This window comes from Curtobacterium sp. PhB146 (genome assembly GCF_004342995.1).
GTDB lineage: Bacteria > Actinomycetota > Actinomycetes > Actinomycetales > Microbacteriaceae > Curtobacterium.
This window is the reverse complement of sequence record NZ_SMBN01000003.1, coordinates 422,706-445,042: the sequence shown is the minus strand read 5'-3', so window position 1 is coordinate 445,042 and position 22,337 is coordinate 422,706. Positions and strand designations below refer to the sequence as shown.

Annotated in this window: 23 protein-coding genes; 10 read left to right on the top strand and 13 right to left on the bottom strand. The window is 70.3% G+C overall.

The genetic code is table 11. From position 1 onward, the window contains the following. Positions 1-9: 9 nt before the first annotated feature. A complete protein-coding gene (locus EDF33_RS14165; RefSeq protein ID WP_111084027.1) occupies positions 10-648 on the bottom strand; it encodes a heme-copper oxidase subunit III in 639 nt (212 codons plus the stop codon). A 70-nt stretch (positions 649-718) separates the two neighbouring features. On the opposite strand from EDF33_RS14165, the gene trpD reads away from it, so the two are divergent. Next, the gene (gene trpD, locus EDF33_RS14160) at positions 719-1,783 is read left to right on the top strand and encodes an anthranilate phosphoribosyltransferase (RefSeq protein ID WP_123294419.1); all 1,065 of its coding nucleotides are present in this window, start codon (positions 719-721) and stop codon (positions 1,781-1,783) included. A gap of 96 nt (positions 1,784-1,879) precedes the next feature. On the opposite strand, the gene glpK is transcribed toward trpD, so the two are convergent. Continuing rightward, on the bottom strand, positions 1,880-3,391 hold the full coding sequence (gene glpK / locus EDF33_RS14155; protein ID WP_111084025.1) for a glycerol kinase GlpK: 1,512 nt from the start codon (positions 3,389-3,391) through the stop codon (positions 1,880-1,882). A 74-nt stretch (positions 3,392-3,465) separates the two neighbouring features. Next, positions 3,466-4,191 (bottom strand): MIP/aquaporin family protein, encoded by a 726-nt coding sequence (locus EDF33_RS14150; RefSeq protein ID WP_123294418.1) that lies wholly within the window; start codon positions 4,189-4,191, stop codon positions 3,466-3,468. Positions 4,192-4,509: 318 nt separating this feature from the next. Between EDF33_RS14150 and dhaK the strand changes: the two genes are divergently transcribed. The 3 genes from dhaK to dhaM all read left to right on the top strand — a co-directional run bounded on the left by dhaK (position 4,510) and on the right by dhaM (position 6,946). After that, complete coding sequence (gene dhaK, locus EDF33_RS14145) at positions 4,510-5,511, top strand: dihydroxyacetone kinase subunit DhaK (RefSeq protein WP_131920172.1); 1,002 nt, start codon at positions 4,510-4,512, stop codon at positions 5,509-5,511. Positions 5,512-5,585: 74 nt separating this feature from the next. After that, entirely contained in the window at positions 5,586-6,227 is a 642-nt protein-coding gene (gene dhaL / locus EDF33_RS14140; RefSeq protein ID WP_132100354.1) for a dihydroxyacetone kinase subunit DhaL, read from the top strand. After that, positions 6,224-6,946 carry a dihydroxyacetone kinase phosphoryl donor subunit DhaM gene (gene dhaM / locus EDF33_RS14135; RefSeq protein WP_132100353.1) on the top strand — a complete coding sequence of 241 codons (723 nt, stop codon included), beginning with the start codon at positions 6,224-6,226 and terminating at the stop codon, positions 6,944-6,946. The genes dhaL and dhaM overlap by 4 nt, the downstream gene beginning before the upstream one ends. A gap of 24 nt (positions 6,947-6,970) precedes the next feature. On the opposite strand, the gene EDF33_RS14130 is transcribed toward dhaM, so the two are convergent. Then, the gene (locus EDF33_RS14130; protein ID WP_132100352.1) at positions 6,971-7,579 is read right to left on the bottom strand and encodes a TetR/AcrR family transcriptional regulator C-terminal domain-containing protein; all 609 of its coding nucleotides are present in this window, start codon (positions 7,577-7,579) and stop codon (positions 6,971-6,973) included. A 55-nt stretch (positions 7,580-7,634) separates the two neighbouring features. On the opposite strand from EDF33_RS14130, the gene EDF33_RS14125 reads away from it, so the two are divergent. Together EDF33_RS14125 and EDF33_RS14120 are read left to right on the top strand one after the other, a co-directional pair. Beyond that, positions 7,635-8,855, top strand: a complete 1,221-nt coding sequence (locus EDF33_RS14125) for a beta-ketoacyl-[acyl-carrier-protein] synthase family protein (RefSeq protein ID WP_132100351.1) — start codon at positions 7,635-7,637, stop codon at positions 8,853-8,855. 31 nt (positions 8,856-8,886) lie between these two features. Next, positions 8,887-10,788, top strand: coding sequence for an ABC transporter ATP-binding protein (locus EDF33_RS14120; protein WP_132100350.1), 1,902 nt, complete (start codon positions 8,887-8,889; stop codon positions 10,786-10,788). Here the strand turns inward: EDF33_RS14120 and EDF33_RS14115 are convergent. Further along, entirely contained in the window at positions 10,785-11,330 is a 546-nt protein-coding gene (locus EDF33_RS14115) for a MerR family transcriptional regulator (RefSeq protein ID WP_132100349.1), read from the bottom strand. The two genes, EDF33_RS14120 and EDF33_RS14115, sit on opposite strands and share 4 nt — an antisense overlap. A gap of 2 nt (positions 11,331-11,332) precedes the next feature. Between EDF33_RS14115 and EDF33_RS14110 the strand changes: the two genes are divergently transcribed. Then, on the top strand, positions 11,333-12,316 hold the full coding sequence (locus EDF33_RS14110; protein WP_132100348.1) for an aldo/keto reductase: 984 nt from the start codon (positions 11,333-11,335) through the stop codon (positions 12,314-12,316). 72 nt (positions 12,317-12,388) lie between these two features. Here the strand turns inward: EDF33_RS14110 and EDF33_RS14105 are convergent, their stop codons facing one another. From EDF33_RS14105 to EDF33_RS14095, 3 genes are all read right to left on the bottom strand, one after another. Continuing rightward, positions 12,389-13,432 (bottom strand): DMT family transporter, encoded by a 1,044-nt coding sequence (locus tag EDF33_RS14105; protein ID WP_132100347.1) that lies wholly within the window; start codon positions 13,430-13,432, stop codon positions 12,389-12,391. Next, on the bottom strand, positions 13,413-13,784 hold the full coding sequence (locus EDF33_RS14100; RefSeq protein WP_132100346.1) for a metalloregulator ArsR/SmtB family transcription factor: 372 nt from the start codon (positions 13,782-13,784) through the stop codon (positions 13,413-13,415). Before EDF33_RS14100 ends, EDF33_RS14105 begins: the two co-directional genes overlap by 20 nt. A 63-nt stretch (positions 13,785-13,847) precedes the next feature. Further along, the gene (locus EDF33_RS14095) at positions 13,848-14,684 is read right to left on the bottom strand and encodes a helix-turn-helix transcriptional regulator (protein ID WP_131880127.1); all 837 of its coding nucleotides are present in this window, start codon (positions 14,682-14,684) and stop codon (positions 13,848-13,850) included. A gap of 102 nt (positions 14,685-14,786) precedes the next feature. Between EDF33_RS14095 and EDF33_RS14090 the strand changes: the two genes are divergently transcribed. Beyond that, entirely contained in the window at positions 14,787-15,467 is a 681-nt protein-coding gene (locus EDF33_RS14090; RefSeq protein WP_131880129.1) for an SDR family NAD(P)-dependent oxidoreductase, read from the top strand. Between the two features lie 16 nt (positions 15,468-15,483). Here EDF33_RS14090 and EDF33_RS14085 read toward each other — a convergent pair whose 3' ends face one another. Beyond that, on the bottom strand, positions 15,484-15,933 hold the full coding sequence (locus EDF33_RS14085) for a GNAT family N-acetyltransferase (protein ID WP_132100345.1): 450 nt from the start codon (positions 15,931-15,933) through the stop codon (positions 15,484-15,486). A gap of 91 nt (positions 15,934-16,024) precedes the next feature. Between EDF33_RS14085 and EDF33_RS14080 the strand changes: the two genes are divergently transcribed. Beyond that, the gene (locus tag EDF33_RS14080) at positions 16,025-17,038 is read left to right on the top strand and encodes an alcohol dehydrogenase catalytic domain-containing protein (protein ID WP_165918822.1); all 1,014 of its coding nucleotides are present in this window, start codon (positions 16,025-16,027) and stop codon (positions 17,036-17,038) included. Positions 17,039-17,104: 66 nt separating this feature from the next. Here the strand turns inward: EDF33_RS14080 and EDF33_RS14075 are convergent, their stop codons facing one another. After that, positions 17,105-17,698, bottom strand: a complete 594-nt coding sequence (locus EDF33_RS14075; protein ID WP_132100344.1) for a dihydrofolate reductase family protein — start codon at positions 17,696-17,698, stop codon at positions 17,105-17,107. A 152-nt stretch (positions 17,699-17,850) separates the two neighbouring features. Beyond that, positions 17,851-18,006 carry a hypothetical protein gene (locus EDF33_RS20215; RefSeq protein WP_159571359.1) on the bottom strand — a complete coding sequence of 52 codons (156 nt, stop codon included), beginning with the start codon at positions 18,004-18,006 and terminating at the stop codon, positions 17,851-17,853. Positions 18,007-18,101: 95 nt separating this feature from the next. Between EDF33_RS20215 and EDF33_RS14070 the strand changes: the two genes are divergently transcribed. Then, positions 18,102-19,001 (top strand): shikimate dehydrogenase, encoded by a 900-nt coding sequence (locus tag EDF33_RS14070; RefSeq protein WP_131880137.1) that lies wholly within the window; start codon positions 18,102-18,104, stop codon positions 18,999-19,001. Positions 19,002-19,094: 93 nt separating this feature from the next. Here EDF33_RS14070 and EDF33_RS14065 read toward each other — a convergent pair whose 3' ends face one another. Next, positions 19,095-19,361, bottom strand: coding sequence for a hypothetical protein (locus tag EDF33_RS14065; RefSeq protein WP_123294405.1), 267 nt, complete (start codon positions 19,359-19,361; stop codon positions 19,095-19,097). A gap of 119 nt (positions 19,362-19,480) precedes the next feature. After that, entirely contained in the window at positions 19,481-21,874 is a 2,394-nt protein-coding gene (locus tag EDF33_RS14060) for an excinuclease ABC subunit UvrA (protein ID WP_131880139.1), read from the bottom strand. Positions 21,875-22,337 lie beyond the last annotated feature (463 nt).

Genomic DNA, 22,337 nt, shown 5'->3' with positions numbered 1-22,337 from the left:
GTCCAGTTCCTACTTGAGAAGGTAGATGACGGCGAAGAGGAAGATCCACACGACGTCGACGAAGTGCCAGTAGTACGACACGACGATGGCGGTGGTCGCTTCCTTGTGACCGAAGTTCTTCGCGGCGAAGCCGCGGCCGAGCGTCAGCAGGAAGGCGATGAGGCCACCCGTGACGTGGAGGCCGTGGAACCCGGTCGTCATGTAGAAGGCCGAGCCGTAGGCGCTGGAGGAGAGCGTGACGCCCTCGTGCCAGAGGTTGGCGTACTCGAAGATCTGGCCGCAGACGAAGATCGCGCCCATCGCGTAGGTGACGAAGAACCACTCCGTCATGCCCCAGTGGCGCGGGTTCCAGCTCGTGCGGTGCACCTGGAAGCGCTCTGCAGCGAACACGGCGAACTGGCACGCGAAGCTGGACAGCACCAGGATGATCGTGTTCACCGAGGCGAAGGGCACCTCGAGCTTGGAGGTTTCGGCCGCCCACAGCTCGGGGGACGTGCTGCGCAGCGTGAAGTAGATCGCGAACAGGCCGGCGAAGAACATGACCTCGCTGCCCAGCCACACGATCGTCCCCACGGCAACGGCGTTCGGCCTGTTCAGGGCCGGACCGCTGGCGGATCTGGAGAGAGGGGTGCTAGTCACGTCCTCCATTATGGCCGAAACCCCAGACAGTGTTTTCGCAGGAGACTGGCGGGTCTCTCGAATTCACTACGATCGAGCCATGCCTGACGCACTCTCTTGGCCTGCAGTGATCAGCGCGCTCATGGCGCGCGAGGACCTGACGATCAGGCAATCCACATGGGCCATGGAGGAGATCGTGCACGGGCGCGCCACCCAGGCACAGATCGCCGCGTTCGCCGTGACGCTCCGCGCGAAGGGCGAGACCGTCGACGAGGTGGTCGGGTTCCGCGACGCGATCCTCGACGCCGCCGTTCCGCTGGACGTCGACCCGATGGCGTTGGACATCGTCGGCACGGGTGGGGACGTCGTCGGCACCGTGAACGTCTCGACGATGGCGGCGATCGTCATCGCCGCCGCCGGGGTGCCCGTCGTGAAGCACGGCAACAAGGCGAGCTCGTCGAAGTCCGGTTCGAGCGACGTGCTCGCCGCACTCGGGCTCGATCTCACGATGGACGCCGCGCGTGTCGCGGACACCTTCCGGCGTGTCGGACTGACCTTCGCGTTCGCGAACGCGTTCCACCCGGGCTTCGCGCACGCCGGGCCGGTCCGCCGCGAGATCGGCGTGCCCACGGTGTTCAACTTCCTCGGGCCGCTCGTCAACCCCGCACGGTGCGAAGCGAACGCCGTCGGCGTCGCGCAGCTCGACCTCGTGCCGATCATCACGGGCGTGTTCCAGACCCGCGGCGCGACCGCCCTGGTCTTCCGCGGCGACGACGGCCTCGACGAGCTCACCACCACCGGCCACAGCCACATCTGGGAGGTCACCGGCGGGCGCATCATCGAGCACGACCTCGACCCGCGCGACCTCGGCATCGCACGTGCACGCACCGAAGACCTCCTCGGTGGCGACCCCGAGCACAACGCAGCCGTCGTGCACCGCGTGCTGTCGGGGGAGACGGGCCCGGTGCGCGACATCGTGTTGCTCAACGCCGCAGCGGGACTGGTCTCCTTCCGTCTGGCGCAGGACCCGACCGAGTCCGACCGACCGATCCTGCAGCGCTTCCGCGAGCAGCTCGCGGTGGCCGCCGAGGCGATCGACTCCGGCGCCGGCACCCGCAAGCTGGCGGACTGGATCGCGGTCCCGACCGCGACCGACGCGCAGTAGACGCAACTGACGGGAGGCCCGGTGCCGGTTCCAGGAACCGGCACCGGGCCTCCCGTCGGTGCGTTCAGTGCACGCGGTCAGCGTGCGCCTGCGTCGCTACTGGACGTCCTCGTCGACCCAGTCGAAGGTCTTCGTGACGGCCTTCTTCCAGAGGCGGAGCGTGCGCTCGCGCTCCGCGGCGTCGAGCTGCGGCTCCCAGCGCTTGTCCTCCTGCCAGTTGGCACGGAGCTCGTCGAGGTTGGCCCAGAAGCCCACCGCGAGACCGGCCGCGTAGGCCGCGCCGAGCGCCGTCGTCTCGGCGACGACCGGACGCACCACCGGCACGTTGAGGATGTCGGCCTGGAACTGCATGAGCTCGTTGTTGGCGGTCATGCCGCCGTCGACCTTGAGCTCGGTCAGGTCCACGCCCGAGTCGGCGTTCACCGCGTCGAGGACCTCGCGGGTCTGCAGCGCCGTCGCCTCGAGGGCCGCACGCGCGATGTGCCCCTTGTTGACGTAACGGGTCAGGCCGACGATGGCGCCGCGAGCGTCCGGACGCCAGTACGGCGCGAAGAGCCCGGAGAACGCCGGCACGAAGTACACGCCGCCGTTGTCCTCGACGGTCTTGGCCAGCGCCTCGACCTCCGGGGCACTGCCGATGAGACCGAGGTTGTCGCGGAGCCACTGGATGAGCGAGCCCGTGACGGCGATCGAGCCCTCGAGTGCGTAGTGCGTCTCCTGGTCGCCGAGCTTGTAGCCGACGGTGGTGAGCAGGCCGTTCTCGGAGCGGACGATCTCGGTACCGGTGTTGAAGATGAGGAAGTTGCCGGTGCCGTAGGTGTTCTTCGACTCGCCCTGGTCGAACGCCGCCTGGCCGAAGGTCGCGGCCTGCTGGTCGCCGAGGATGCCCGCGATCGGGACCTCACGGAGCAGGTTGGACGACTCGACGTGGCCGTAGACCTCGGAAGAGCTGACGATCTCCGGGAGCATCGACTTCGGCACACCGAAGTCGGCGAGGATGTCGTCGCGCCACTGGAGCGTCTCGAGGTCCATGAACAGCGTGCGGGACGCGTTCGTGACGTCGGTCTTGTGGACGCCGCCGTCGACGCCACCGGTCAGGTTCCAGAGGACCCAGGTGTCGGTGGTGCCGAAGAGCAGGTCGCCGGCCTCGGCCTTCTCACGCGCACCCTCGACGTTCTCGAGGATCCACATGATCTTGGTGCCGGCGAAGTACGTCGCGAGCGGGAGGCCGACGATGGCCTTGTAGCGGTCGGTGTCTCCGTCGGCGAGCTTGTCGACGATCGACTGCGTGCGGGTGTCCTGCCAGACGATCGCGTTGTAGATCGGCTTGCCGGTGGTCTTGTCCCAGACGACGGCGGTCTCGCGCTGGTTCGTGATGCCCACGGCGGCGACGTCGTGACGCGTGATGTCGGCACGCGACAGTGCCTGACCGATCACCTCGCGGGTGTTGTCCCAGATCTCGGCGGGGTCGTGCTCGACCCACCCGGCGCGCGGGAAGATCTGCTCGTGCTCCTTCTGCCCGGTCGAGATGATCGAGCCGGAGTGATCGAAGACGATCGCTCGGGTGGAGGTCGTGCCCTGGTCGATGGCGACGATGTAGTCGGCCATTGGTGCTCCTTACGGGTGTTCGGTGCGGTGAGCGGCACGCGATCGCGGGCCGCTCACCCCGGGGTTGGGTTGGTTCAGCTGACGACGGGCAGCAGCGCGAGCGACAGCACGGCGGCGAGTGCACCGCCGACGAGCGGTCCGACGACCGGCACCCAGGCGTACGACCAGTCGCTCGAGCCCTTGCCCTTGATGGGCAGGAAGGCGTGGGCGATGCGCGGGCCGAGGTCACGGGCCGGGTTGATGGCGTAGCCGGTCGGGCCACCGAGGCTGACACCGATCGCGATCACGAGGAAGGCGACGGGGACGGCGCCGAGTTCCGCAGGTGCCTTGCCGTTCGTCATCGCGAGGATGACGAAGACGAGCACGAAGGTGCCGATGATCTCGGTCACGACGTTCCAGCCGTACGACCGGATCGCGGGCCCGGTGGAGAACACGCCGAGCTTCGCAGCGGCGTCGGGCTCCTCGTCGAAGTGCTGCTTGTAGGCGAGCCAGACGATGACGGCACCGATGACCGCGCCGATCATCTGCGCGAGCCAGTAGATGAGCATCGTGCCGACACTGATGTTGCCGAGGATGGCTTGGGCGAGGCTGACGGCCGGGTTGAGCTGGCCGCCCGACTTGTAGGACACGAGGACGCCGGCGAAGACCGCGAAGCCCCAACCGATCGTGACCATGAGGAAGCCGGCCCCGAAGCCCTTCGACTTCGTGAGGGAGACGGCGGCGACGACACCGCCACCCAGGATGATGAGCATCGCTGTACCGACGAGCTCGGACAGGAACTTGACGCCGATGTCGTCCATCGGTGACCTCCAGTGCGTGAGGTGGGGGTCCGGTGGTGCTGCGCCGCACTCCCCGTTGAGTGATTGAGGCCGAGCCTAGTGACGAGGCGAACGACGCGGCGATGAATTCCTGAGGGAAGTCCGGGATCGTGCACGAACGTGCAACCGGCGTGCGCTGCGGGGGATCGCGAGCCGGTGACGCGTCCCCGTCGCACTGCACGAACGTGCAGACCGGACGAACGAGCGCCCGGGCGTCGGATGTAGATTGGGCGCACTCCGGTCGACGACGGCGGTGTGCAGTTCGCCTCGGCTCGGCCCCGTACCCGTGGAGGCACGCGCATGAAGAAGCTCATCAACGACCCGCAGGCCGTGGTCGACGAGACCGTCCGGGGATTCGCCCGGGCACACGCCGGACACGTCGTCCTGGTCGAGGACCCGATCCACCTGCACCGCTCCGACGCACCCGTCGCCGGCAAGGTCGGCATCGTCAGTGGCGGCGGCAGCGGACACGAGCCGCTGCACGCGGGCTTCGTCGGGTACGGCATGCTCGACGCCGCCGTCCCGGGCCCGGTGTTCACGAGTCCGACCCCCGACCCGATCGTCGCGGCCACCAAGGCCGTCGACGGCGGCGCGGGCGTCCTGCACATCGTGAAGAACTACACCGGCGACGTCCTGAACTTCGAGACCGCCGCCGAGCTCGCCGAGATGGACGACATCCGCGTCGAGGCCGTCGTGGTCGACGACGACGTCGCCGTGCAGGACTCGCTCTACACCGCCGGTCGCCGCGGCGTGGCCGGCACCGTGGTCGTCGAGAAGTGCGCCGGTGCCGCGGCCGAGCGCGGTGACGACCTCGACGCCGTCGCCGCGATCGCCCGCCACGTCAACGACGTCACGCGGTCGATGGGCCTGGCCCTGGCGTCCGGCACCGTGCCGCACGCGGGGGAGCCGTCCTTCACGCTCGCCGACGACGAGGTCGAACTCGGCATCGGCATCCACGGCGAGCCCGGGCGCGAGCGCATCCCGATGGCACCGGCCGACCAGCTCGTCGACCGTGTGCTCGAACCGATCCTGACCGACCTCGACGCCCCGGCCGGCTCGAAGCTGCTCCTGCTCGTCAACGGCATGGGCGGCACCCCGCTGTCCGAGCTGTACATCGCCTACCGCCGCGCCGCCGAGGTGCTGACGGACCGCGGGTACGACGTCACGCGTAGTTTGGTCGGCGACTACGTCACGTCCCTCGAGATGCAGGGGTTCTCGCTCACCGTCACGGTGCTCGACGAGGAACTCACGGCACTCTGGGACGCACCGGTGGAGACTCCGGCACTGCGCTGGGGCCGCTGAGCGGCCGAGTACGGCCGCTCGACCACCGACCACGACACCGAGCCCACCGGGCCGGGAACACGAAGGGAACCGCATTGGCGCTCGACACCGCATGGGCCATCGACTGGGTCCGTCGCACCGCTGCGACGATCGACGAACACCGGGCCGAGCTCGTCACGCTCGACCGTGAGATCGGTGACGGAGACCACGGCGAGAACCTCGACCGCGGCTTCCGCGCCGTGCTCGAGGCCGTCGACGGCGGGTCGTTCGACACGCCCGGTGCCGTGCTGAAGACGGTCGCGACGAAGCTCATCTCCACCGTCGGCGGCGCCGCCGGCCCGCTGTTCGGCACCGCGTACCTGAAGGCAGCCCAGGCTGCTGGCGACGCGACCGAGTTCGACGCCGACACGCTCGTCGCCGTGCTCGCCGCAGCTCGCGACGGCGTGGTCTCGCGCGGCAAGGCCGCCGTCGGCGACAAGACGATGGTGGACGCCTGGACCCCCGCGGTCGACGCCGCCACCGCAGCCGCCGCAGCCGGTGACGACCCGGCAGCGGTGCTCGCCGCCGCGGCCGACGCCGCCGCCTCGGGCGCCGAGTCCACCGAACCGCTCGTCGCCCACAAGGGTCGTGCGAGCTACCTCGGCGAACGCGCCGTCGGGCACCGCGACCCGGGTGCGCAGTCGACGGCGTACATCCTGCGTGCCGCGGTGGACGCGACGACGGGTTCCGCCGCGTGACCGTCGGCATCCTGATCGTCTCGCACAGCGCTGCGATCGCCTCCGGCACCGTCGAGCTCGCCCGCCAGATGGCGGCCGACGTGCCGCTCGTCGCCGCGGGCGGGACCGACGACGGCGGCATCGGCACGTCGTTCGAGGCGATCACCGCCGGCATCGAGGAGCTCGGCGACGCCGACGCCGTCGTGGTCCTGTGCGACCTCGGTTCGGCCTACCTGACCACCGACACGGCGCTCGACTTCCTCGACGACGACGTCCGCGCACGCGTGCACGTCTCGCAGGCGCCCCTCGTCGAGGGCGCGGTCGCCGCGGCCGTCGCGGCCCAGACGGGTGGTGACGCCGAGGCAGTGCTCGCTGCAGCGGCGTCCGCCGCAGGGTCCGCGGACGACGCGAGCAGTGCCTCCCGTCCGTCCGGTGACCAGCCGGGAGGCACGGGGCCGGGTGACGGGGCGGCCAGCGTCGACGACGTGGCCGCGTCCGAGAGCGTCGAACTGGTGAACGAGACCGGCCTGCACGCCCGCCCCGCGGCGGAGTTCGTGAAGACGGCAGCCAAGTACGACGCAGCGGTGCGCGTGAACGGCGTGGACGCGAAGAGCCTGCTGGCGATCATGGCGTTGGCGCTGCCGAAGGGCGCCACCGTGTCGATCGAGGCGAGCGGGACCGATGCGCAGGTCGCGGTCGACGCGCTGGTGGGACTGGTGCGGAGCGGCTTCGGCGAGTAGGCGTCGCGGCTCGTCGTCCCGCGCTCAGCGGATGGACACCGTGCCGGCCAGGTCGAGGTCCGACGGCCCGCCGGTGACACCCGCGTCGGCAAGGAGCGTCGCGCCGAACACCGCGCTCCAGAACGTCCGGGCATCACGGCCGACACCGCTCGGACTCGTCCAGCCGTGTTCGGCGACGACACGCTCGAGGTAGCGCTCCGACTGCCGGAACAGGACTGCGAGCAGGAGTCGCACGCGCTCCCGCTGGGCGTCGTCGTCACCGGCGGCGGCCAGCGCGCGCACGACGAGCAGTGTCGACGGCATGGCGAGCGCGGTGCGTGCGAGCACCTGACGGAACGCGTCGGCGGACCCGGCGCGCCGACCGGCTACCTGCAGGCGCGTGGTGTCGCGGAGGAAGAGCGCGAAGGCGGCGTCGAGGACGAGGCGGTCCTTCGAGCCGTAGTGGTGCGTGATCTGGTTCGGGTAGACCCCGGCCGCACGGGCGATCTCGCTGACGGTGACGGCGTGGCGTGCGGTGCTCGCTCCGCCCGCGCCACCGGCTGCCCCTGCGCTGAGGAGTCCGGCGGTCGCGGCGAGGATCCTCGCCCGGGTCGCTGCGCCGCGGGTCGTCCCGGCGCCGTCGGTGGTTGCCATCTCTGAATTGTACGTGGTACAACTCCACTTGTTCAACGTACAAGAAGGAGCACTCGTGGACATCTCCATCACCGGCTACGGCGCGGTCTCCCCGTTCGGTCACGGCGTCGCGCCGCTGTGGGACGCCCTGGTCGCCGGACGCTCCGGCGTGCACGTGCTGCACCGCGACGGGCAGCTCTGGGAACGGGTGCCGATCATGGTCGGCGCCGACGCAGCACTCGACGCCGATTCCGCACTCGGTCGCGTCCGGGCGAACCGACTCGACCGCAGCCAGCAGCTCGCGCTCGTCGCCGCCGGCGAGGCCTGGGCCGACGCCGGCGCGCCCGCGGTGGACGGCGACCGCCTGGCCGTCGTCGTCGGGACCGGCATCGGGGGAGTGGAGACGTTGCTCGATGCACACGACGTGCTCGGCGCCTCGGGTGCGCGTCGGGTGTCGCCCCGGACCGTCCCGATGCTCATGGCCAACGGGGCCGCGGCGCAGATCAGCATCGCGTACGGCGCCCGCGCCGGTGCGTACACGACCGTCTCGGCGTGCGCGTCCGGTGCCGAGGCGATCGCGACGGCCGCGCGGCTCATCGTCACCGGGGAGGCCGACGTCGTCATCGCGGGCGGCACCGAAGCGGCGGTCACGCCGGTCACGATGGCCTCGTTCGCGCAGTCCCAGGCCCTCGCGAAGCCCGACGGTGACGACCCCACCACGTTGTCGCGACCGTTCGACGCCGACCGCCGCGGGTTCGTGCTCGGCGAGGGTGCCGGGTTCGTCGTCCTGGAACGGGCCTCGCACGCCGCCGCCCGCGCACAGCGGTCGCACGGGACGCTTGCCGGGTGGGGGATCACGTCGGACGCGTTCCACATCACCGCCCCGCTCGGGGACGGCAGCGAGCAGGAGCGCGCGATGACGGCGGCGATCCGGATGGCCGGGCTCACCGGTGCGGACATCGACCACGTCAACGCGCACGCGACCGGGACCCCGGTCGGGGACGTCGGTGAGGCAGCGGCGATCGGTCGTGCTGTCGGGACCGGTGCGCTCGTCACCGCGCCGAAGAGCGCCATCGGGCACATGTTCGGTGCGGCGGGAGCAGTCGAGGCGATCCTGACGGTCCGGGCACTCGAGACCGGGGTCGTGCCGCCGACGCTGAACCTGCAGCACCAGGACCCGGCGATCGACCTGGACGTGGTGGCGGGGACGGCTCGGACTGCGACCATGCGTGCGGCGCTGAACAACTCGTTCGGGTTCGGTGGGCAGAACGCCTCGTTGGTGTTCACCGCGGTCTGAGGGACGCGAGGACCGACGTATCCTGACTGCCATGAGCATGGAAGGCGTGGCCTGGAGCTCGCTGTACAAGATCTCCACCGCCAAGGACGGCAAGCACGGCATCTCGCGCGAGTCGGTGCGGCGGATCCTGACGTTCGCAGTGCCCTACCGGGCCAAGCTGGTGGTCTTCATCGTCCTCTCCGTCGTGGGCGCGGTCCTCGCGGTCGCGACACCGGTGCTCGCCGGCCGGGTGGTCGACGTCATCGTCGCCCGGGGCGCGCTCAGCACGATCGTCTGGCTCGCGGTCGTCATCGCCCTGGTCGCCGTGGGCGACGCAGGGGTGTCGCTCGCGACACGCTGGTTCTCGGCACGCATCGGCGAAGGCGTGATCCTGGACCTCCGGACCGCCGTCTTCAACCACGTGCAGAAGATGCCGATCGCGTTCTTCACCCGCACACGGACGGGTGCCCTCGTCAGCCGCCTCAACAACGACGTGATCGGCGCGCAGCAGGCCTTCAGCGGCACGCTGTCCGGCGTGGTCACGAACCTCGTGGCACTGATCCTCACCCTGACCGTCATGCTCAGCACGTCCTGGCTCGTGACGGTCCTGGCGATCGTCATGCTCCCGATCTTCCTCGTCCCCGCGCGGCGCATGGGCAGCCGCCTCGCCGCACTGCGTCGCGAGGCCGCCGACCACAACGCCGCCATGAGCACGCAGATGACCGAGCGCTTCTCCGCTCCCGGCGCCACCCTCGTGAAGCTGTTCGGCCGGCCCGACGAGGAAGCCGAGGAGTTCCGGGTGCGCGCCGCCCGGGTCCGCGACATCGGGGTGCGGAGTGCCCTGCTGCAGTTCGTCTTCGTCACCGCCCTCACCCTGGTCTCCGCCCTCGCGCTCGCGCTCGTCTACGGGGTCGGCGGCGCCCTCGCACTCGGTGGCCAGCTGAACACGGGCGACGTGGTGACGCTGGCCCTCCTGCTCACCCGCCTGTACGCGCCGCTGACCAGCCTCGCGAACGCCCGGGTGGAGATTATGAGCGCGGTGGTCAGCTTCGAGCGCGTCTTCGAGGTCCTCGACCTCGAACCGCTCATCCAGGAGAAGCCCGACGCCGGCACCGTCCCCGACGGCCCGGTGGCGGTCGAGTTCGACGACGTCCGTTTCGCCTACCCCTCGGCGGACAAGGTCTCCCTCGCCTCACTTGAGGAGGTCTCCACGCTGGACACCCGCGGCGGTGACGAGGTGCTCCACGGCGTCTCGTTCCGGATCGAGCCGGGGCAGACCGTCGCCCTCGTCGGCACCTCCGGGGCCGGCAAGTCCACGATCGCGCAGCTGCTCTCCCGCCTGTACGACGTCGACAGCGGCGCCGTCCGCCTGGCGGGATCGGATGTCCGCGACGTCACGTTCGCCTCCATGCGACACACCATGGGGATGGTGACGCAGGACGGCCACCTGTTCCACGAGACCATCCGCTCCAACCTGCGCCTCGCACGGCCCGAGGCGACCGAGGACGAGGTGTGGGATGCCGTCCGGCGCGCACGGCTCGAACCGCTCATCCGCTCCCTGCCGGACCAGCTGGACACCATGGTCGGGGAGCGCGGCTACCGGCTGTCCGGCGGCGAGCGCCAGCGGATGACCATCGCCAGGCTCCTGCTCGCCCAGCCGCGCGTCGTCATCCTCGACGAGGCCACCGCCGCGCTGGACTCGACGTCCGAGGCGGCCGTGCAGGCTGCCCTCAGCGAGGCACTCGAAGGGCGGACGGCGATGGTGATCGCCCACCGGTTGTCGACCATCCGCAGCGCGGACCTGATCCTCGTGGTCGAGGACGGTTCGATCGTCGAGCGTGGGACCCACGAGGAACTGCTGGCCGTGGGCGGACGGTACGAGGAGTTGCACCGGACCCAGTTCGCCGTGCAGAAGGACGTCGCGGCGGACGAGGAAGCGCTGCGGGGGAGCTAGCCTTCCGCCTGTGCCGGATGGCTCCGACCGCTCATCGAAGGACCCGTCGATTCCGCGGTCTCGGGCCGCCTTGCAGCGATGGTCCGGCGGTACGCGTCGATCTTCCGTTCCAGCGCGGCCAGGTGCCGCTGGACTTCGGCCTGCCGGGCGAGGACGGTCGCATGGTGTCGTTCGAGGAGCGCAAGACGCTCGGCATCGTCGGCGCCGGCCCGGTACGCGGCCGCGTACTCGCGCATCTCCTGCACGCTCATCCCCGTACCGCGGAGCATCACCGTCCCGGCGAGCCAGCTCAGCGCAGCCGTGTCGTAGCGGCGCCACCCGTCCTGCCCACGATCAGGAGCCGGCGCGATGCCTTCCTTCTCGTAGTAGCGGACGGTGTCGACGGTGATGCCGAGCAGGCCTGCGGCGGCGCTGATCGTGACGGGCTCGTCGACGCGGACTTCGGGAAGGAGCACGGGATCGAGTATCGCGCTTGACATGGTGTGCGCACCAAGGTGGAAGGTCAGGTTGTCCGGAACGATCCGGCGGCGAACGGAGCACACGCATGCAGCAGATTCCTCTCGGCTCTCAGGGCCTCGTCACGTCCGCGATGGGGCTCGGGTGCATGGGGATGAGCGCGTTCTACGGCGGCGCGACCGAGTCCGGCTCGGTCGAGACCATCCGCCGGGCGCTCGACCTCGGGATCACGCTGTTCGACACGGCTGAGGCGTACGGGCCGTTCGAGAACGAGCGGCTGGTCGGACGGGCCCTCGGCGCTGACCGTGACCGGGTGGTCGTCGCGTCGAAGTTCGCGACGGACTTCACGGATGACGGCAGACCGATCGGCCTCGACGGCTCCCCGGAGCATGCCCGTCGCGCGATCGACCGCTCCCTCAGGCACCTCGGAACCGATCACGTCGACCTCTGGTACCTGCACCGTGCCGACCCGAACGTCCCGATCGAGGACACCATCGGGGCGATGAGCGACGCGGTCACCGCCGGGAAGGCCCGGTACATCGGCGTCTCGGAGACCTCCGCCGCAACACTGCGCCGAGCGCACGCGACCTTCCCGATCACCGCGATCCAATCCGAGTACAGCCTGTTCGAGCGCGACGCCGCGCACAACGGCGTCCTCGACACCGCCTCAGGACTCGGGATCGGCTTCGTGCCGTTCTCTCCGCTCGGCCGCGGATTCCTCTCCGGTGCCGTCACCCGCAAGGACGACCTCCCCGAGGGCGATGCCCGCCGGAACCTCCCACGGTTCTCCGACGAAGCCATCGATGCGAACCTCCGCGTCGTCGACGCACTCAAGGTCATCGCCGACGAGAAGGGCGTCACCACCGCCCAGCTCGCTCTCGCATGGCTGATCCAGGCAGGAACCGTCCCGATCCCGGGCACCACGAAGGCATCTCGAGTCGAGGAGAACGTCGCCGCCGCCGACATCGTCCTCTCCACGAGTGAGCTCGGACGGATCGAAGCGGCCGCACCGCACGGCGTTGCCGTCGGTACCCGGAACACCGAGGTGGGGATGGCGCGAGATCGCGACTGACTGACGCCGACGACCCTCGGCGCCGGCCGGGGGCGTCGTGGTGCCTGACGGCCGGTCGTCGACCGAGACACCTCAGTGGGAGTGGCGGTGGTGGCTGTCGGGGTAGTGCTCGTGGGTGTGGGTGAGCGGTTCGTGAGTGTGCGTGTGTCGGTGCCACGTACCGACCGCGACGGGTTCGGCGTGCTCGTGCTGGTGGTGCTCGTCGTGGTGGTGCCAGTGGTCGTGGGTCACGGCTTCGTGGGTGTGCTCGTGCTCGTGTCGCTCGGTGAGGTGGAGCCAGATCCCGACGGCCATGAGGACGCCGGCGATGACCAAGGGCACGGTCACGGGTTCGCCGAGCACGATCGCGAGGACGGCGCCGAAGAAGGGGGCCACCGAGTAGTACGCGCCGGCGCGGGCGGTGCCGACGTGGCGGAGTGCGACGATGAACAGCACCAGGCTCACGCCGTACGCGAAGAAGCCGACCACCATCGCGGCGACGACGTTCCCGATGGCCGGCAGCTGCGCGCCGAGCAGGGAGGCCAGGAGCAGGTTCACGGGCCCGGCGACACCGCCCTTGACGGCGGCGAGCCAGGACGCGTCGTGGATGGCGACCTTCCTCGTGAGGTTGTTGTCGATGCCCCATGACAAGCATGCGCCGAGGATCGCCAACGACGGCCAGGCGCTGCCGAACTCGATCCCGGCCGGGACGGTCAACACGACGGCGCCGGCGACGATGGCGAGCATGCCGAGGGCGATGCGGCGGTCGAAGTTCTCGCGGAACACGAACCAGGCCAGCAGTGCCGTCGCGACGCCTTCGGCGTTCAGCAGCAGCGATGCCCCTGAGGCGGGCATGTTCACGAGGCCGATCAGCAGGAGGACCGGTCCGAGGACGCCGCCGAAGAGGATCGCTCCGGCGAGGGGCAACTGCTCGTCCCTGGCGAGGTGCACGCGCGGAGCGCGTCGGACGATCCGGATGAGGCCGAGCCCGAGTCCCGAACCCGTGTAGAGCAGTCCGGCGAGCATGAACGGGCCGACCGTGTCGAGGAGCAGCTTCGCCGCAGGTGTCCCTGCACCGAAGAGCACCGCGGAGAGCAGTGCCGACTGGACGCCGCGGCTACGCAGGGCGGTCGGCACGAGAGGCTCCGTCGTGGTGGTGGGCGGGGGTCCCCTCGAGCTGGTGCTCGGCCTGGAAGATCGCGTCCGACACGAGCTGGCGAGCGTGCTCGTTCGTGAGGCGGTAGAAGACCCGAGTGCCCTCGTGCCGGGTCGCGACCACGCGGGCGAGGCGCAGCTTGGCGAGGTGCTGCGAGACCGCTGCCGGCGACTTGCCGACCTGCGCGGCGAGGTCGTTCACGGGCAGCTCGCCGTCGGAGAGCGCCAGGACGATCCGCACCCGCGTGGCGTCGGCGAGCATGCTGAAGACCTCGACCGCCAGCTCGACGTACTCACCGTCGACGTGCCGGCCACACCTACTATCTGCATCCATGCGCAGATTCTTGCACGCGCACCCGGCCGACGCTCCATCGGTAGGGTGCTGGTGCTGGATGCTTCACGGCGCCGTCGTGAACTGCTGGAGGCCGGTGACCCGCAGCAGGTCGAGCTTGGCGGCGTCCTCGGTTCCGGGGACCGCGGTGTAGACGACGATCCGCAGGTCGCCGCCCGGGACCGTCAGCACGTCGCAGTCGATCTCGATGGGGCCGACGGGCGTGTGCACCTGCTTGCGGCTCGCCCGGTGCTCGGCGATGCGACCGGTGTCCCAGCGACGTTCGAACTCGGGTGACTCCCGGCGCAGCCGCGCGACGAGCTCGGCCAGTTCGCGGTCGGCGGGGTAGCGTCCGGACGCCTGACGGAGGTCCGCTGCGAGGTCGCTCGAGAACTCCTCCTGGTGCTCGTCGTCCCACTCGACGCCGTCGTGCGCGTACATGAAGTGCCGCCACACCAGGTTGCGCTCGATCCCGACGGCCCGCGAGGGGTCACCGTTCAGCGCAGCCCACAGGTCGTTCCACAGCACGATGTCGTGCGTCGCCGTGAACACCGCGATCGGGACGTCGCCGAGCCGGTCGACGAGCCGCTGCACCCCGGGTGTGATGTGCCGCGGGACGACCTGGAGCGACGGGGGAGCGACGCCCGCGACCCGGCACAGGTGGTCGCGCTCGGCCGCGGTGAGCCGGAGCGCCGTAGCGAGCGCGCCGAGCAACTGGGGTGAGGGGTTCAGCGCGCGGCCCTGCTCGAGGCGGACGACGTAGTCGACGCTCACCCCGGCGAGCGCAGCGAGCTCCTCGCGTCGGAGACCCGGGGTCCGTCGGCCGGGCCCGGCCGGCAGGCCGACCTCTTCGGGACGGACGCGGTCGCGCCAGGAACGCAACACACTCGCGAACTCGCTCATGTCCACCATCCTGGCCCCGCGCCTCCCGTCCGTCCTGGTACTGCTGGTCCCACCGTCGCACGGTGCCTGGGGGAGTCAGCCGCTCGGGCGGAGAGTGGGGGCATGACAACGACACTCATCACCGGAGCCAACCGCAGCCTGGGGCTCGAGACCGTCCGCCGCCTGGTCGACGCGGGCCACACCGTGTACGCCGGCATGCGCGATCCGTCCACCGGCGACGAAGCACGCGCCCTCGGTGCCCAGGTGGTCCAGCTCGACGTGACCGACCAGGACAGCATCGACGCCGCGATCGCGACCATCCCCGTCCTCGACGTGCTCGTGAACAACGCCGGCATCCTCGGGACGTCGTTCGGCGTCGACGACCTCGACTCCGCCGCGATGTCCGCCGTGCTCGACACCAACGTCACCGGCATCGTCCGGGTCACGCAGGCAGCGCTCCCGCTCCTGCGGGCATCCGACCACCCGGTGATCGTGAACGTCGCCTCGGGCGTCGGGTTCGCGCGGTGGTTGACGACCCCGGGCCACGACGAGTACGCGGTGCCGGCGGTGCCCTACGCCGCGTCGAAGGCCGCGGTGATCGCGTTGACCGTGCAGTACGCGAAGAACCTGCCGGGGTTCCGCGTCAACGTCAGCGACCCCGGGTACACCGCCACCGAGTTCAACGGGTTCGGTGGCCACCAGACGATCACCGAGGGCACGGACGCGACCGTCGCGCTCGCCACCGTCGGGCCGGACGGGCCCACCGGCGAGTTCCACAACCGGGACGGCCGCATCGAGTACTGAGGTCACGGCGTCCGGTTCAGTCGTGCACGTCGGCGCCGAACCCCGGCCCGGGGCGCATCATCCAGCCTTCCGGGTCGGGGAGCGGACGGAACCCGAACCGCTCGTACAGTGCCTGCGCATCCGCGGTGAACAGGGCGAACCGCTTCAACCCGAGTTGCTCGATCGCCTCGGTCACGCCCTGCACGAGGGCGACGCCGACACCACGGCCACGAGCGTCCGGATCGACGAACACGTCGGCCAGCCAGCCGAACGTCACCCCGTCGGTGATCACCCGGGCGTACCCGAGCTGCGCACCCGTCGCCGTGTCGTAGACGCCGAAGTTGCGGGACCCGGCGATGATCGCGTCCTGGGTGGCACGACTGCGACCCCGTGCCCAGTAGGACTGCTCGCTGAGCCAGCGGTGCACGCGGTCGACGTCGAGGTCGGCGGGGTCGGCGGAGAAGTGCAGAGCAGTCGGTTCGTCCATGGGACCAGTGAACCGGCGGCCGCCGCCGGCGGGCAACGGCCAATCCGTCGCCTGTGGACAACTCGGCACCACCGTCTGGGACGATGGCGGGATGCGCGCAGTCCAGTACGACCAGTTCGGATCCGCCCCGTCGATCGTCGACCTGCCCGATCCGGTGGCACCGGACCACGGTGTCGTCGTCCGGGTCGCGGCCACCGGGGTGTGCCGCAGTGACTGGCACGCCTGGAAGGGGCACGACGACTCCGTCTCGCTGCCGCACGTCCCCGGGCACGAGTTCGCCGGTGTCGTCACGGCCGTCGGGGCCTCGGTGACCCGGGTGTCGGTCGGTGACCGTGTGACCGCGCCCTTCGTGTTCGCCTGCGGGACGTGCCCGGAGTGCGTCGACGGCGCAACGCAGGTGTGCACGCGCCAGCAGCAACCCGGGTTCACGCTGCCCGGTTCCCACGCCGAGTCGGTCGTCATCCCGCACGCCGACGTCAACGTGGTCGCGCTCCCGGACGCCGTGGGCTTCGCCGAGGCCGCAGCACTCGGGTGCCGGTTCGGGACGGCGTACCACGCCCTGCACGCCCGAGGTCGGGTCGCAGCAGGGGAGTGGGTGGTCGTGTTCGGCTGCGGCGGCGTCGGCCTGTCGACGATCATCGTCGCGGTCGCGGCGGGCGCACAGGTCGTCGCGGTGGACGTCTCGCCGGCGGCGCTCGAACGTGCCGCGGCACTCGGCGCCGTCACGGTGCCGATGGACGGAGCGGCAGTCGCCGCAGTCCGCGCTCGCACCGACGGCGGCGCGCACGTCTCGATCGACGCCTTCGGCAGCCGAGCGACCTCCGTCGCAGCGGTCGCTTCCCTGCGCCCTCGGGGACGTCACGTGCAGGTCGGCCTGCTGCTCGACGACGAAGCCGAGCCGGTGATCCCGATGGGCCGCGTCATCGCTGATGAGCTCGAACTGCTCGGCAGCCACGGGATCTCCGTGGGGGAGTACGCGGCGATGCTCGCCGACGTCGTCACCGGGCGACTGCGTCCGGACGACTCGATCGGTCGGACGATCGGTTTCGACGACCTGCCCGGCGCGTCGTGGCCATGGACCGTCCCGCCACGGCGACCGGGATGACCGTCGCCGTCTTCTGAACTGCTCGGCGCCGTCTCCTGAACTGCTCGGCGCCGTCTCGGGAACTGCTCAGCGCTTCGGTCGGTACACCAGTCCGAGCGCGCCGCCTGCGAAGGCCTGAGAACTGATCAGTTCGAGATCGAGCTCGTCCGTCAGGTCGGTGAACACGCCATCGCCTGACCCGAGCACGACGGGCAGGACCGCCAGCCGGTACTCGTCGACCAGACGAGCCCGGACCAGGCTGCGACCGAACTCCGTCCCGCCCTGAGCGAGGACGTACCCGCCCGACTCCTGCTTCAGCGCTGTCACCTCGGCTTCGAGCGGTCCGGCTGCGACGCGTGCACCCGTCCAGGTCGCCGCCGCAGGGGAGTCGGGGTCGGGGACCGGCACCGAGCGTGGATCGAAGTCGTGCTGTTTGGTGAAGACGACCTTGGGGATCCGGTTCATCGGTTCGGCGATCGGCCCGGGCGCCGTCGGCCAGAAACCTGAGATGGTCTCGAAGGTCTTGCGGCCGAAGGCGTGCACGCCCGCACCAGCGACGACGTCGAGCACCCAGGCCATCGAGTCCGGACTCCCGCCGCGGAACATCCAGTCCGACTCGGATCGGGGAGCGGCCACGAAGCCGTCCAACGACATCGACATCTTCAGGACGAGTTCACGCACGGGGAGCCCCTGTCCGGATCTGAGTTGACATAATACGCATTATCGGCGCACAGGTACGAGCGGCACCAGAGCGTTTCGTGAGCAGAAAAGGTCGGGTCCCACGCGCGGACCCGACCTTTCCTGCTCACGAAGCACATCGTCGGGCGACAGTGTCAGTCGACGGGCTTCGTCGGGACGTCGTCGGCGTCGATCTCGAGCGCCGCCGGTTCACCGCCCTGTTCTTCCAGGTTCTCCTGGTCGGTGTCCGGCTGCTCCGGCGTCTCGCTCTGGGTGGTCTCTTCGGCTGGGTCTGGCTGGCTGTAGCTCATGCGCCGGACGGTACGCTCACCGCGCTGATGACGTATCGGGGCTCCGTGCACGGCGCGCTACTGTCGGATGGCCGGTCGACGCCACGGGAGGAACGATGCCGCAAACGCTCGTCGGGCTGATCGGCGTCGGACTGCAGCGGTCGCTGACTCCCCTGATGCACGAAGCAGAGGGCCGGCTGCTCGGACTCGACTACGAGTACCGTCTTCTCGACCTCGACATGGTGGGCCGGACTGCGGCCGATCTACCGGAACTGCTCGCCACCGCCGAGGCCGAGGGGTACCGCGCGGTCAACGTCACGCACCCCTGCAAGCAGGCCGTCGTCCCGTTGCTCGACGCGCTCGATCCGCGCGCTGCCCGGATCGGTGCGGTCAACCTCGTGCTGTTCCGCGACGGCCACCGCATCGGGTACAACACCGACGAGACCGGCTTCCGGATCGCCGTGGAACGCGGCCTCGGATCGGTCGCCGGGCAGCACGTCGTGCAGTTCGGTGCCGGCGGTGCCGGCTCGGCGATCGCCCACGCGCTCGTCGGACTCGGTGTCCGTCGGCTCGACGTCGTCGATGCGGACGTCGGCCGCACGGAGGCGCTCGTCGCGACGCTCGAGCCACCGACCGACTCCCCCGTCGACGCCCGTGTCCTGGCGATGACCGATGCCGACGAGGTACTCGCGACGGCGGACGGAGCCGTCAACGCGACACCGCTCGGCATGAACGACGACCCGCGGCAGGCCTTCGACCCCGCGCTGCTCCCCCGAGGCGCCTGGGTCTCCGACGCCGTCTACTTCCCGCTCGAGACGCCGCTCGTCCGGTCGGCACGTGCGGCCGGATGCCGGGTGGTCGACGGTGGCTGGATGGCCGTCGGGCAGGCGGTCGCGAGCCTCCGACACATCACCGGGCTCGAGCCGGACCTCGACCGTGTGCGCGCTGCCTTCACCGGGTTCCTCGCCGAAGGGCGAACCGCCGGTGACCGGACCGGGCGCGAAGCCATCGGGTGAGCAGAAGAGGTCGAGTCCGGATGGCGGACTCGACCTCTTCTGCTCACGATGCACGCCCGCGGACGCACCGAGTGCGCCCGCGAACGCGCTCCATCACGACTGGGTGAGGATGACCGCCGTCAGGATGTAGCCGACGATGCCGATGACGATCGCGACGGCCGACAGGATGATGCCGGCGAGGACGGTGCCGCGGCTGCCCCCACGCTTGCGCGCCAGGATGCCGAGCACGAGCCCGATGATGCCGGCGATGATGCCGATCAGGGCGATGAAGATGCCGCCGACGACGCCGACGATGCCGAGCACCAGGGAGACGACACCGAAGGTGTTGGACTGAGCGGGCGCGTTGCCGGGGTTGGACATGGGAGCTCCTTCGATCAGGACGCCGATCCAGGCCGGGTAGCCGATCGTGAGCGTCGATCAAACGCTATCCGAATCGCACCGGCAACGTTCAGGTTCTGCGCACGAACCTGTCCCCTGCTTCAGACGCCGACGTACGTCGCCAGGTGCTGGCCGGTCAGTGTCGAGCGAGCGGCGACGAGGTCGGCGGGCGTGCCCTCGAACACGATCCGGCCGCCGTCGTGCCCCGCGCCGGGCCCGAGGTCGATGATCCAGTCGGCGTGCGCCATGACGGCCTGGTGGTGCTCGATCACCACGACGGTCTTGCCCGAGTCCACCAAGCGGTCGAGCAACCCGAGCAGCTGGGCGACGTCCGCCAGGTGCAGTCCGGTGGTCGGTTCGTCGAGCACGACGATGCCGCCCGGCTCGCCGAGGTGCGTCGCGAGCTTGAGGCGCTGCCGTTCTCCGCCCGACAGCGTCGTGAGCGGCTGCCCGATGGTCAGGTAACCGAGTCCGACGTCGGCCAGGCGCGCCAGGATCGTGTGCGCAGCAGGTAGCGCGGCAGGACCGTCGGCGAAGAACGCCACGGCCTCGGCGACGGACATGCCCAGGACCTGGCTGATGTCCTTGCCGCCGAGCTGGTACCCGAGCACCGACTGGTCGAACCGTTTGCCGTCGCACTCCACGCACGGGGTGGCGATGCCCGCCATCATCCCGAGGTCGGTGTAGACGACACCGGCGCCGTTGCACGCGGGGCACGCGCCCTCGGAGTTCGCGCTGAACAGCGCGGGCTTCACGCCGTTGGCCTTCGCGAACGCCTTGCGGATGGGTTCGAGCAGCCCGGTGTAGGTCGCCGGGTTGCTGCGTCGGGAGCCGCGGATCCCGCTCTGGTCGATGGCCACGACACCCTCGCGATGCGCGAGCGAACCGTGGATCAGCGTGCTCTTGCCGGAACCGGCGACGCCCGTCACGACGGTGAGCACCCCGGTGGGGACGTCCACGTCGACGTCGTGCAGGTTGTGTGCCGACGCACCGCGGATCGCGATCGCCCCGTCGCACCGGCGGACGGCGGTCTTCACCGAGACGCGGTCGTCGAGGTGCTGACCGGTGATGGTCCCGCTCCCCCGCAGCCCCTGCACCGGACCCTGGTAGCAGAGCGTCCCGCCGCCGGAGCCGGCGCCCGGGCCGAGGTCGACGACGTGGTCGGCGATCGCGATCACCTCGGGCTTGTGCTCGACCACGAGGACGGTGTTGCCCTTGTCGCGCAGCCGCAGCAGCAGGCCGTTCATCCGCTCGATGTCGTGCGGGTGCAACCCGGTGCTCGGCTCGTCGAAGACGTACGTGACGTCGCTGAGGGACGACCCGAGGTGCTTCACCATCTTGACCCGCTGCCCCTCTCCCCCGGACAGCGTGCCGGTCGGGCGGTCGAGCGAGAGGTAGCCGAGACCGATCTCGACGAACGACTCGAGCAGGTCGCGGAGGCCGTCGAGCAGCGGCGCGACGCCGGGGTCGTCGATGGCCCGCAGCCACGGGACGACGTCGGTGATCTGCATCGCGCAGACGTCGGCGATGCTCCGGCCCGCGATCTTCGACGAGCGGGCGATGTCGTTCAACCGGGTGCCACCGCACGCCGGGCACGTCGTGAAGGTCACCGCACGGTCGACGAAGGCGCGGATGTGCGGCTGCATCGCCTCGCGGTCCTTCTGCAGCATCGAGCGGCGCACCCGGGGAACGAGCCCTTCGTACGTCATGTTGATGCCGGCGATCTTCTGCTTCGTGGGCTCGCGGTACAGGAAGTCGGCGCGCTCCTGCTCGGTGAAGTCGCGGATCGGGGTGTCCTTGTCGAAGTACCCGGACTCCGCGTACATCCGGACGTTCCACCCGTCGGTGCCGTAGCCGGGGATCGTGATCGCCCCGTCGCCGAGCGCCTTCGAGTCGTCGAACAGCTGCGTCAGGTCGATGTCGTTGACGAGCCCGCGCCCCTCGCAGTCGGCGCACATGCCACCGAGCCGGGTGAACGAGACCTTCTCGGCCTTGGCGTCCTTGCCCTTCTGCACGGTGATCGCTCCCCCGGCGGTGACCGTCGCCAGGTTGAACGAGAACGCGTTCGGACCACCCACGTGCGGGTCGCCCAGACGGCTGAAGAGCACCCGCAGCATCGCGTTCGCATCGGTGGCGGTGCCGACGGTCGACCGCGGGTCGGCGCCGATGCGCTCCTGGTCGACGACGATCGCGGTGGTCAGGCCGTCGAGCAGGTCGACGTCGGGTCGTGCGAGCGACGGCATGAAGCCCTGCACGAAGGCGCTGTACGTCTCGTTGATCATCCGCTGCGACTCGGCGGCGACGGTGCCGAACACGAGCGAGCTCTTGCCGGACCCGGACACACCGGTGAACACCGTGAGTCGACGCTTCGGCAGGTCGACGTCGATCCCCTGCAGGTTGTTGGCGCGGGCACCGCGCACGCGGATCCGGTCGTGGCCGTCGGCGGCGTGCACGCTCCGGCTCTGGGCGGCGTCGTCACCGGAACTGGTGTGCATGTCGATCAGCGTACCGGCGGGTACCGACACCGACAAGACAACCCGGCACCATGCACGCCTGCTCACCCGGTGCGCGGTTCCGCGCACCGTGCGCACCTTCTCACCCCGTGCGCGCTTCCGCGCACCGTGCAGCGTCACGAGCGCGCACCACGCCACCAACCCCGCGCCGGCCGACGGACCCGGCACCGTGCGTTGGGCGCAACCCACCACCGGACGGGAGGCACGGGTCAGGCCCGCACCGGGCCTCCCGTCAGCACCGTGCGGACCTTCTCACCCCGTGCGCGGTTCCACGCACCGTGCAGCGCCACAAGCGCGCACCACGCCACCAACCCCGCACCGGCCGACGGAGCCGGCACCGTGCGTTGGACGCAACCCACCACCGGACGGGAGGCACGGGTCAGGCCCGCACCGGGCCTCCCGTCAGCACCGTGCGGACCTTCTCACCCCGTGCGCGGTTCCACGC